Below are 11,501 nucleotides of genomic sequence, written 5' to 3'. Positions count from 1 at the left end.
CGCCGCTCGGCGCACTGGCCAGCGCGGCGTCCGGCGCGCGCCTCAACGAGCTGATCGACGATGCGCTGTGCAAGGGCGCCACCCTGGTTGCCGGTGGCAAGGCCGAAGGCGTGTATATGCCGGCAACGGTGCTCGACAGCGTCACCGCAGACATGGACATCTACCACGAAGAAACCTTCGGCCCGATCGTCTGCGTGATGCGCGCCGATCACGACGACCATGCGGTGACGCTCGCCAACGACACCGTCTTCGGTTTGTCCGCCGCGGTCTTCAGCCAGAACATCGAGCGAGCGTTCTCGGTCACGAAACGCATCCGCTCAGGTATCTGCCACATCAACGGCGCGACCGTCAGCGACGAGCCGCAGATGCCGTTTGGCGGCACCGGCCGCAGCGGTTACGGCCGCTTTGGCGGCAAGGCCGGGATTGCGGAGTTCACCGAACTGCGCTGGATCACAGTGGCGTCCGGCGCGCCGCACTTCCCGATCTGATAAGCAGATCGCCACCGGGCGAACACGCTATCGAGCGTTCGCCCGGCACAAAATCAAGCAAGGAGATAAAAGATGAGTATTCAAGCAACCGACGCACGTGCGCATGCGCTGCAGGCGGGATGGACCCGCTTCGATCACGGCGCCTTCGAATGCACAGTCGTCACCGATGGTCTCCTGCATCTCGGGCCACCACGCAGCACGTTTCCGAAGGCCGATGTCGAGGAGCTCGATGATCTGCTGATCCGGGCCTTCCTGCCCACCGAATCGATCGCGCTCGATCAGAACATCCTGCTCGTCAACACGGGCGAACAACTGATCCTGTTCGACACCGGCGTCGGCATCAATGCCGAGCTCGGCGTCAAGACCTTCGGGCCGCTAACCGGCCAGGCGATCGCCAATATGCGCGCTGCCGGCATCGAACGCGAAGCGATCGACATCGTGGCGCTCACGCATACACACCCGGACCACTGCTGGGGGCTGGTCGACGACAACGACCGCAAGCTGTTCCCGAACGCGCGCATCGTAGTGAGCCGCGCCGACGTCGACTACTGGACCAATCTCGACAACATCCAGGCGTCGATGTCCGACCATATGAAGGACCACTTCTACGGCGCGCACAAGAACCTCGCACCCTACCGCGACGTCATCAGCTTCATCGAGGACGGCCAGGAAATCGTGCCCGGCATCCGCGCGCACGCCACGCCGGGCCACAGCCCCGGCCATACGATCTATGAAATTTCCAGCGAAGGCCAGACGCTCGTGTGCTGGGGCGATCTGTGCCATCACCAGGTGCTGCTGCTGCAGCGCCCCGACTGGGCGTTCCTGTTCGATTACGACAGTTCCGCCGCGGCGGCCACGCGTGTCAAGGTGCTCGACTGGATCGAAAAAAGCGCATACCAGGTGCTGTCCTATCACTTCCCGTTCCCAGGACGCGGCCATCTGCGACGCAACGGCGGCGGGTACGACTGGCTGCCCTCGCCGATCCAGCTCGAACGCGCCTGAGCACTTTTGAGCGCGCCCCCATCCACCCGAGGTCTATCGCACCATGAACACAGCCTATCGTTGCACCTGCGGCCTGATCGACGTACACGCCCACTGCCTGCCGCCCGCCTACCGCAAAGCGCTCGACGAAGCCGGCCTCGCCACGCTCGATGGCGGTTATCCGGTTCCGGAATGGACGCCGGAAAGAGCCACCGCGGTGATGGCGGAAAACGGCATCGACACCATGATGCTGTCGGTGTCCTCGCCGAGCGTCGGGTTCCTGCCCACCCGTGAAGCGCGCGTGCGCCTCGCGCGCACCATCAACGAAGATATCGCGCAGTTGCGGCGCGATCACCCCGGCCGCTTCGGCGGGTTCATGACCTTGCCGTTGCCGTATGTCGCCGAATCGCTGGCCGAGATCGACTACGCCTTCGACCAGCTCGATCTCGACGGCATCGTCATCGAAACCAATAGCGACGGCAAATATCTCGGCGACCCGTCGCTCGCGCCGATCTTCGACCGGCTCAACGAACGTCAGGCCACCATCTTCCTACATCCGACCGCGCCGGCCTGCTTCTCGGCGGTCGGCCTCGGACGGCCCGCGCCACTCTTCGAATTCCCGTGCGACACAGCGCGTACGGTGATCGACCTGGTGTTCTCGAACACCTTCAAGCGGTGCCCCGACATCAAGCTGATCCTGCCGCACGCGGGCGGCGTCCTGCCGGCGATCGCGCACCGGATCGCGCTGCTGTCGCCGATGCCCGTCATGAAACCGCACCCCAAGGCATCGGAAGAAGTCATTGCCGAATTCAAGGGTTTGTATTACGACCTCGCGATGTCCGCGAATCAGCCGGGTTTCGACGTGCTGCGCACGCTCGCGCCGATCTCGCAGATCCTCATCGGGACGGATTACCCGTTCCAGCCGGCCGCCAACGTGGCACGCAATATCGACAGCTTCCGCCGCCTCGAAGGCATCGATGCAAACGAGCACGAGGCGATCGCGCGCAATAACGCATTGCGCCTGTTTCCGCGTTTCGCGGCGAGCTGACGCGTTGCGTTCTTAAGCCGTATCCGCCGTTCCTTGAAGTTGAAGTATCCGCTGCGCCAGGATCGCTCCCGGCGTCGCGGAGGGTTTGTTGCGCCTGCGGCAGCCCGACACCGTACGAATGACGTCCCTCGGCGCGCCATTCGCATGGCAGAAAAAGCGGCCTCAATAGCCGATCCAAAAACATAGGAGACAACCATGAATACCGTACTGGCGGACGACCTCATTGACGATCGGCCCTTCGGCCTGTTCCAGGCCGGCATCTTCGCCATCTGCTTCCTGATCGCCCTGATGGACGGCGCCAACGTCCAGATTATGGGTCTGAGCGCACCCCTCATGGCCGTCGATCTGAAACTCACGCCGGCCCAGCTCGGCCCGCTCTTCGCCGGCTCCGAATTCGGCTTTATGATCGGCGCGCTGTTGCTCGGCCCGCTCGCGGACCGGATCGGCCGCAAGACCGTCCTGGTTGCCTGTTCCTGGCTGTTCGGGCTGGCCTCGCTCGGCACGGTTGCTGCGCCCGGATTTGCGGCGCTGCTCACGCTGCGCGTCGTGACCGGTATCGGGCTCGGCGGCGCGGCGCCATGCCTGGTGAGCCTCGCGACTGAATACGTGGCGCGGCGCTACCGCGGACGGGTAGCATCGCTGCTCTGGGCCGCGATACCGGCCGGCGGGGTCATTGCCGGCCTCGCCGCAAGCGTCGTGATTCCTCAATACGGTTGGAAGTCGATGTTCTACCTGAGCGGCATCGTGCCTATCGTCGCCGCGGTCCTCGTGCTGCTCTTCGTTCCCGAATCGGTGCGGCTGCTGATCCTGTCCAACGCGCCGCAGCAGCGTATCGAGCGCATCATCAGGCGGCTCGCTCCGTCGCGTTCGTACGGAGGCACGTTGCGTTACGTCACGCACGAGCATCAGGAAAAGGGGCTGCCGGTCAAACATCTCTTCATGGATGGCCGCGCGCCGTTCACCGCGTTGCTCTGGCTTGCCTTCTTCCTCAACTTCCTCGCCCTGATCGCGACCCTGGCCTGGACCAGCACGCTGCTGCGCAGCGCGGCCATGCCAGTGGCCGATGCCGCGACGGTGATCGCCTGGAACAACGTGGGCGGCACGATCGGCGTCGCCATCGCTGGTGCCGTGATGGAACGGCTCGGCACCTATCGCTTCCTTGCACTGATCTACACCGTGGGCGCGATCGCGCTGGCTTTGACCGGAATCTGCGCGCCGCACACCGCGTCGGTCGCGCTGTGCTCAGGCTTGACCGGCTTGTTCGTGGGCGGCGCCACCTCGGGTTTGATCGCGATTGCGACGATCGCCTATCCGACCGCGATCCGCTCGACCGGTGTGGGCTGGGGACTTGCGGCCGGACGTTTCGGCGGTGCATCCGGCCCGGTCGTGGTCGGAGCCTTGGTTGCCGCCGGGTTTTCGGTAGCCCAGACCTTCGTCGTGGTCGCTGCGCCCGTGCTCGGCGCAGCACTGGTGATGCTGATGATGGGACGTCTCAACACCGTGCATGCAACTGATCGCGCCGAATTCGTCGCGCATTGAAGGCGTGCCTTGAAGTCAGACATTGAGGCCACGCTTTGAATCAAGGCCAGGGGCCGCGTCCCCTGGCTAGCACCGATCGAACAAAAACAAGCGGTACCCAGGAGACAAGCATGTTCAAGCGAACCCTACTCATTTGCACCGCGCTGCTCGCATGCGGCCCCGCATCGGCGCAGAGCAGCATGACCATCTTCGGCATGATGGATGCCGGCATCACGTACGTGAACAATTCAGGCGGGAAAAACAAATTCTTCTTCGACGACGGCAATTATTATCCAAACATGCTGGGCTTCCTCGGGCAGGAAGATCTTGGCGGCGGAGCCAAGGCCGTGTTCGAACTCGTGAATCAGTTTTCACTCGCCAACGGCTCGACCATTCCTAATGCAGACGGGCTCTTCAACCGGACAGCCTACGTGGGCCTCGAAAGCGGCACGCTCGGCCGACTGACGTTCGGTACGCAGTACGACTTCATGAAAGACCAGTTGCTCGAGTACGACGCGTCGCTCTATACAGGCGGTTTCTACAATTTCCGCGACGGTCCGTTTCAGGCGCTGAACATCCCCAACAACGCTACCGGATCATGGGATTTCGATCGCGTCGGCGGATCCTCGCGTGTGCCCAACTCCGTCAGGTACCGGTCCATTAACTATGGCGGATTTTCATTTGGCCTGATGTACGGCTTCGGCAACGTCGCCGGCGCCGTATCGACCGATAACACGGTCAGCGCAGCACTGGAATACAAGCATGGCGGGTTCGGCATCGCCGCGGCCTACACCGACGTCAAATACCCGGAAATGGATAACGGCCATGAGGGGATTCGCAACTGGGGAGTCGGCACAAAGTACGACACCGGCAAAGTCCTCGCCAATGTTCTCTACACCAACACCCGGAACACGCTCACGGGCGCAGACATCAACGCGATACAGCTAGGAGCGAACTGGCGTATCACCCCGGAATGGTCGCTCGGTGGGGATTACCAATACATGAAGGGAAACGCTGAACTCTCCAGTAACAAGGCCCATGAAGTGACAGCATCGGTGATGTACTGGCTGTCGAAGCGGACAAACCTGTACGCGGAGGGCATATACCAACGCGCGATCGGCGGAAACGGTCCGGCAACCGCATGGATCAACGGATTACTCGCGCCGTCCAGCACCGGCTCGCAGGTCCTGGCGCGAATCGGAATGGCGACCACCTTCTAGGCTCTGTTTACGTTCGCTGAAAGCTTGAGATTACCCACATCTCAAACAGAAATTCTGTTAACCTTTAAATATTTAGGATACCTATATTAATAATGACAAGAAGAGATCGAGCAGACGATGAATCATGGCTGGATCGCGAGATTGAAGGGAGCGAATTTCAGGACGTGCGGCTTCGCAAGCGGTTTGCAATGCTGCTCGAGCGATTATGGAAGGGTATGGGTCAGACCATTCCGCTAGCGTACCAGGATTGGGCCAATACCAAGGCAGCCTATCGATTCATGGACAATGATCGCGTCAGTGAGCATGACATTCTAAGTGGACATTTCCAGGCTACTGCGCAGCGTTTTTCCACGACCGATGGACCGATTCTTGTGCTTCAGGACACCACCACGTTTTCGTACGAAAGAGAACGTCCGGAGCTCGTCGGTTACGCTGGCAGCGCAATAACTTCTGCCGAGCGACGTGGCCGGACGAAGCCGAGCCCACAATGCGGCATCCTGATGCATTCAAGTCTCGCCGTCACAACTGAAGGTCTGCCACTCGGGCTGACAGCCATCAAGTTCTGGAGCCGCAAGGAGTTCAAGGACACCGCGAAGAAGCGCAGCAAAGTCAATTTCACGCGCATACCGATCGAGAAGAAGGAAAGCTTTCGCTGGATTGAGAACCTGCGGCAGTCAACGGCGCGACTCGGCGATCCCGAACGCTGCGTGCATATCGGAGACCGGGAAAGCGACATCTTTGAACTGTTTTGCGCTGCCAGCGAACTTGGAACACATTTTCTGGTGCGGACCTGCACGAACAGGTTAGCCGGTGACGGCGAGCATACGGTTGCAGGCGAAATGTCAGAGGTCCGGGTGAAGGGATTGCACCGGATCGAATTTCGCGACGCCAAAGGGCGCCCTCACCAGGCGCTTCTGGAGATCAGATATCGGCGCCTCACGGTTTGGCCGCCCGTCGCGAAACAGCGTCACTATCCACCGCTCAGGCTGACCGTCATCCACGCGACGGAGTACGGCGACTCAGCGGAGCGACCACGTGTCCAATGGAAGCTTGTCACTGACCTGCCGGTGAACTCACGTGCAGACGCGATCGAAAAGATCGACTGGTACGCGTTGCGCTGGAAGATAGAGACGTTTCACAAAAACCTGAAGTCCGGCTGCAAGGCTGAAGAGTCGCAGTTACGCACAGCCAGCCGGTTGACCAACCTGATCGCCGTCTTCTGCATCCTTGCCTGGCGGGTATTCTGGCTGACCGAGATCAATCGATCTGCACCTGAGGCCTCACCGGAGGTGGCACTTACCGCAACCGAGGTGACGCTTCTTGACCAGCTCGTCAAGGATACGGCACGCTCCGCACAGGCGCTTCCTCTGTCTCGCAGCCTCATCAAGCTCGCCCAACTGGGCGGCTATCTCGCACGCGCCAACGATCCCCCGCCGGGCAATAAGGTCATCTGGCGCGGCATGCATCGGCTTATCGACATTGAACTCGGATACCGATTGGGGCGCGAAAGTTGTGGGTAATCTCAAGTCGCTGAAAGGTGTTTACCTCCTGTCCTTGGCGTGAGCATGACAGGTTGATTCGAACTCTGCTGAGTGACGACATATGGAAGAAAGTCGAAGCGATCTTGCCAGCCAAAGGAAGGCTATCGAGGTTGAACGGCCACCGACAATCGCTGGTTCCTCGAAGCGGCGCTATGGATAGGCCGCACCGGCAGCCCGTGGCGCGACCTGCCGGCAGAATTCCGCAGCTGGCATACCGTGTACACGCACTTTTCCCGATAGCAACGCAAAGGTGTTTGGCAGCGGGCTGCGCTCGCTATGGCAGGCGAGACGGAGCTCGAACACATCCTAATCGACTCGACTATCGTGCGAACACAATAGCATTCGGACGGAGCATTAAAAAGCGGCCCGCAAGCACTCGGACAGTCTTGAGGCGCGCTGAGTACCAAGTTGCATCTGGCGGTGGATGCGGCTGACAGGCCGTTGCGATTGATCGAGACCGAGGGACAGGCCCACGACATCTCGTGTGCGAACGAGCTTGTCGAACATCTGCGCACCAAGGCCGTCATTGCCGACAAGGGCTACGATGCCGATGCCTTTGTGCAAGCAGTTCGCGCCACCGACGCCAGGGTCGCCATGCCGCCGCGCTCGAACCGCAAGTTGAAACGTCGCTACAGCCGGACGCTGTACCGCACACGCGATGTAGTCGAACGCTTCTTCAATTGCATCAGGCATTTTCGTCGAGTCTCGACTCGTTACGACAGGCTCCCTGACAACTACCTCGTTTTCGCCACGCTTGGCTGTGCGTTTGAGCCATTCGTGAGAATGTGACGAGAGCCGGCTGCACCCGCCTGCCGCTCGCCGATGCCAGCGTCCCCCTACGTGGCAAGACACCCCACCTATAACCATTTGGTTAATGTGCATCGCACTCGAATTCAATTGCGCGGCGAGTTTCGTCTGGAAAGAATGAAGCTCAGTCACCCAAAGGAGCCATGCGATGCCGAAAGTAAAAGTCTCTGATATCCAGATGTACTACGAAGAAATGGGGGATCCAGAGGGAGAACCTCTGCTCGTGACCTCGGGCTGGTCGAAGATCGCGACCGCCACTGAGCGTTACCGCAAGATCTTTGGCAACCAGTACCGCCTGATTCGCAATGAGCATCGCGGCATGGGCAGCACCGATGCACCCGACGGTCCCTACTCGATCACGCAACTGGCCGACGATCTCAACGGCCTGCTCGAGCATCTCGACCTGCGGAATCTTCGGGTGCTTGCCGGTGGCGGCATGGGCTCGCTGGTCGGCATTGCGCTCGCCGCCACCTACCCGGAAAGAGTGCGCTCGCTAGTGTTGGGTGCACCCAGTGTCAAGGCCGACAATTTCATGCGCAGCCTCTATTACTATTGGCGCGATCTCTACAACGTGAGTCCCGAGCTATGGGCGCGCGACATCACGCTCTCCGACTACACGCGTGAAACCTGGAACGAAAGGCCGGAGATCATCGAGAAAGCGCTGGCTGGCCGCATCAACGACGACCCGTTCGCGCGCCCCGAAATCTACGGCTGGCTGCTGGACGCCTACACGAGTTTCGATGCAACCGACTATCTGCCCCGTATCGCCTGCCCTACCCTGGTCGTCTGCGGCGGCTTCGAAGACCGTCCAACCGGCCCCGAGTATGCACGTGAGGTCTATGCGCGGATTCCCGGCGCGAAGCTGCACATCATTCAGAACGCCGCGCACGCCTACCAGGGGGAGCGGACGGAAGAGTTCGCCAAGGTCGTCAACACGTGGTTCGAGCGGACTTGAAACCCAACGCAGCGCGCAAAGGAGTTTTTGAATGACCTGTCACGTCACTACAGCGCCCGGGACTGTCGTAGCAACGCCGCCGTCCAGACTCGACGCGGTCTCTCTGGAAATCATCAAGGGCGCATTGACCGCGGCTCAGGAGGAATGCGAGGCGTTGCTCGAGCGCACCGCGATGTCACCCGTTATCCGGGTGAAGAACGACTATTTTGTAGGCTTGCTGGACGCAACGGGCCGGCTCGTCGTCGGAACCAAGCAGCCCATGTTCGGCGCCATTCTCGACCCTGTACTGGATCACTACAGCCTTGCCGACATGAACCCCGGCGACCTGTTCATTTACAACGATTGTTATGGCAGCCACGGCAGCGTGAGCCATTCGCCGGATATCGTGTTTGTGAGCCCCGTATTTGCCGGTTCACGGATCATGGCGTTCGCATTCTCATGGGCGCACTTCGTCGATATCGGCGGCGCGGAAATCGGTTCCACGACACCCAAAGCGCGTGACATCCTCGCCGAGGGCGTCGTTATCCCGCCGGTGCGGCTGGTGCGCGATGCGCAGTTCAACGACGAACTGCTGCGCATCCTGCTCAGGAACACCCGCTTTCCGAACATGGTGCTCGGGGATATCCGGGCGCTGGTGGCGGCGGTCAAGCTCGCCGAGCGGCGTCTGATTGAAATCGCAGGCCGCTTCAGCGCGGAGACGCTGAGCGATGCGTTCGCGTTATTGATCGATCAAACCGGCAACGCGGTTCGCGAACGCCTGGCACAGACGTTTCCCCATGGAACCTACCGTTTTGTCGATACGATCGATGACGACGGCTACGGGCTCGGTCCCTTTTCGATCCGTCTGACGATGACCTCGAGCGAACGCGGGCTGAGCATCGACACGCGCGACAGCGATGACCAGGCGCGCGGCCCCGTCAACTTTCTGATGCGCGATACGGTGTTAAAGCTCATGTTCGGGGTCTACGCGATCGCCGACGAACCATCGCTGCTGCTCAATCATGGCGCGATCAACGCGGTTCAGGAAGTGCTCACCCGACCCGGCAGCATCATTCAGCCGGAGTGGCCCGCGCCGCTAGGCCAGCGCATGTTGACGGTGATTCGCACCCTGAGCGCCTGCGCCGGCCTGTTCGCGCAGGCGAATCCGGGACGCAGTCTTGCATCGAGTTCGAGCTACGTCATCTACAACGTGCGCGGGCGCAATCCCGCTACACGCGCTATCTTCAACAAGGCATCCGGCCTCGGCGTTGGCCACGGCGCGCGCTATTACGGCGACGGTCACGACGCCGTGTATTTCCATTCGGTCAAAAACTATCCGGTGGAATACGTCGAGCATTCGTACCCGATCCGCGTGCGCGCCTACCAGATCAACTGCGACTCCGGCGGCCCCGGCCGTTGGCGCGGCGGCTGCGGGATCATCCGCGAAGTCGAGATTCTGGCCGACGACTGCCAGTTCGGCGTGCGCATGGACAACGTGAGGAATCCCCCGTGGGGCGTCAACGGCGGCATGTGCGGACGCTCGGGCCGCGTCACCATCAATCCCGGCACGCCGGATCAGCAGGCGTTCGCCGGACTCGTCGACGGCATCGCGCTCAAGCGCGGCGATATCGTGCGCATTGAAACGGTAGGCGGCGGCGGTTGGGGGCATCCGTTTGACCGGGAGCCGCAGCGTGTGCTGGCCGACGTCGCCAACGGCTTTGTGAGCGTGCAGGCTGCTCGCGATGACTATGGCGTCGTGCTCGATGCCGCGCATACGCGCGTCGATGCGCACGCCACACAGGTCTATCGCAACGCCCACCGATGGCCGACGAAACTGTTTCATCGTCACCGCTATTACGACGCCAGCGAGTGGTACGCGGCGTTCGACAAAAAAGAGATCAGCGCATGAACCAAGCTCAACTCAAAGACGACGACGCCTGCTCGATCGGTGTCGACACCGGCGGTACATTTTCTGACATCGTCCTGCTCGATCGCTCCACCGGCGTACTGTGGAGTGCCAAAACGTCGTCGACGCCGGATGACCCGTCGATTGGCTTTATCGACGGCATCGATCAGGTGCTGGAGCGCTCGGCCATCGCGGCACGGTCCGTCAGTCACGTTTTCCACGGCACGACGGTGGCGACCAACGGAATTCTCGAAAGCAAGGGCGCCGCGACCGCGCTGGTCACGACCCGAGGCTTTCGTCACGTGACGTCGATCGGCCGCCACGATATTCCGCGCAGCGAAAATCTTTACGCGTACGTCAAACCGCCGCTGCCGGTCCCCGCAAGTTGCGTGCTGGAGATCGGCGGCCGACTCGACGAGAAAGGCGTCGAGGTTGAACCGCTGATCGACGCGGACATTGTCGCGCTGGCGAAGCAGATCGAACAGATGGACGTGCGCGCGGTCGCGGTGTGCCTGCTCCACTCGTATGCGAATCCGGCCCACGAGCGGCGCGTGGAGGACGTGCTGAACGCGCATCTGCCGGGCATGATGATCACGATATCGTCCGACGTGCTGCCCACCTTCCGGGAATACGAACGCAGCATGACGGTCCTGCTCAACGCGTATGTGATGCCGCTCGTGTCGTCCTATGTGGGCCGTCTCGAAGACCGGCTGAAGCAGCACGCGATCGGGTCGCGCCTGCTGCTGATGAAATCGAGCGGCGGCGTGGCCGGCGTCGAGACGATTCGCCGCGCGCCGGTCCAGACCGCGCTGTCGGGACCGGCAGCCGGTGCGGTAGGTTGCCGCCTGATCGGTCAGCTCGCGGGCTACGCAAACCTGATCGGCGTGGATATCGGCGGGACCTCTGCCGATATCTGCCTGATCGCGAACAACGAAATCACCCTGCAATCCGAAGGCAAGATCGCCGCCTGGCCACTGCAGTTCCCAATGGTCGACATCAGCACGATCGGTGCGGGCGGCGGCTCCATCGCGCGCGTCACCGACGATGGCCGCCTGGCG

General features: G+C 61.5%; 9 protein-coding genes and 1 pseudogene. All 10 read left to right on the top strand.

Annotation, left to right across the window (positions count from 1 at the left end; all coding sequences use genetic code 11):
- Positions 1-488, top strand: a 488-nt coding sequence (locus tag EOS_RS34105; protein ID WP_047896629.1) for an aldehyde dehydrogenase family protein, incomplete at its 5' end; no start/stop codon positions are given.
- Positions 489-560: 72 nt separating this feature from the next.
- Positions 561-1,490 (top strand): MBL fold metallo-hydrolase, encoded by a 930-nt coding sequence (locus EOS_RS34100; protein ID WP_047896628.1) that lies wholly within the window; start codon positions 561-563, stop codon positions 1,488-1,490.
- 43 nt (positions 1,491-1,533) lie between these two features.
- Positions 1,534-2,517, top strand: coding sequence for an amidohydrolase family protein (locus tag EOS_RS34095; RefSeq protein ID WP_047896627.1), 984 nt, complete (start codon positions 1,534-1,536; stop codon positions 2,515-2,517).
- A 195-nt stretch (positions 2,518-2,712) separates the two neighbouring features.
- On the top strand, positions 2,713-4,056 hold the full coding sequence (locus EOS_RS34090) for an MFS transporter (RefSeq protein ID WP_053064130.1): 1,344 nt from the start codon (positions 2,713-2,715) through the stop codon (positions 4,054-4,056).
- 110 nt (positions 4,057-4,166) lie between these two features.
- Positions 4,167-5,255: a porin gene (locus EOS_RS34085; RefSeq protein ID WP_047896626.1), complete on the top strand. Its 1,089-nt coding sequence runs from the start codon at positions 4,167-4,169 to the stop codon at positions 5,253-5,255.
- Between the two features lie 92 nt (positions 5,256-5,347).
- The gene (locus tag EOS_RS34080; protein WP_047896625.1) at positions 5,348-6,775 is read left to right on the top strand and encodes an IS4 family transposase; all 1,428 of its coding nucleotides are present in this window, start codon (positions 5,348-5,350) and stop codon (positions 6,773-6,775) included.
- A gap of 53 nt (positions 6,776-6,828) precedes the next feature.
- A pseudogene (locus EOS_RS45080) lies at positions 6,829-7,585 on the top strand (IS5 family transposase).
- Between the two features lie 166 nt (positions 7,586-7,751).
- Complete coding sequence (locus EOS_RS34070) at positions 7,752-8,558, top strand: alpha/beta fold hydrolase (protein ID WP_047896623.1); 807 nt, start codon at positions 7,752-7,754, stop codon at positions 8,556-8,558.
- Positions 8,559-8,589: 31 nt separating this feature from the next.
- Positions 8,590-10,446 (top strand): hydantoinase B/oxoprolinase family protein, encoded by a 1,857-nt coding sequence (locus EOS_RS34065; protein ID WP_047896622.1) that lies wholly within the window; start codon positions 8,590-8,592, stop codon positions 10,444-10,446.
- The coding region (locus EOS_RS34060; RefSeq protein WP_047896621.1) for a hydantoinase/oxoprolinase N-terminal domain-containing protein at positions 10,443-11,501 on the top strand (1,059 nt) is incomplete at its 3' end. The genes EOS_RS34065 and EOS_RS34060, both read left to right, overlap by 4 nt.

Source organism: Caballeronia mineralivorans PML1(12) (assembly GCF_001028175.1).
Classification (GTDB): domain Bacteria; phylum Pseudomonadota; class Gammaproteobacteria; order Burkholderiales; family Burkholderiaceae; genus Caballeronia; species Caballeronia mineralivorans.
Note: the sequence above shows the minus strand (reverse complement) of the source record. Positions and strands in the feature narration are given on the sequence as shown.

Excerpts from the sequence above, each read along its gene's own strand:
- EOS_RS34085 (WP_047896626.1), top strand. The coding sequence starts at position 4,167 with ATGTTCAAGCGAACCCTACTCATTTGCACCGCGCTGCTCGCATGCGGC.
- EOS_RS34095 (WP_047896627.1), top strand. The coding sequence starts at position 1,534 with ATGAACACAGCCTATCGTTGCACCTGCGGCCTGATCGACGTACACGCC.
- EOS_RS34090 (WP_053064130.1), top strand. The coding sequence starts at position 2,713 with ATGAATACCGTACTGGCGGACGACCTCATTGACGATCGGCCCTTCGGC.
- EOS_RS34100 (WP_047896628.1), top strand. The coding sequence starts at position 561 with ATGAGTATTCAAGCAACCGACGCACGTGCGCATGCGCTGCAGGCGGGA.
- EOS_RS34080 (WP_047896625.1), top strand. The coding sequence starts at position 5,348 with ATGACAAGAAGAGATCGAGCAGACGATGAATCATGGCTGGATCGCGAG.
- EOS_RS34065 (WP_047896622.1), top strand. The coding sequence starts at position 8,590 with ATGACCTGTCACGTCACTACAGCGCCCGGGACTGTCGTAGCAACGCCG.
- EOS_RS34070 (WP_047896623.1), top strand. The coding sequence starts at position 7,752 with ATGCCGAAAGTAAAAGTCTCTGATATCCAGATGTACTACGAAGAAATG.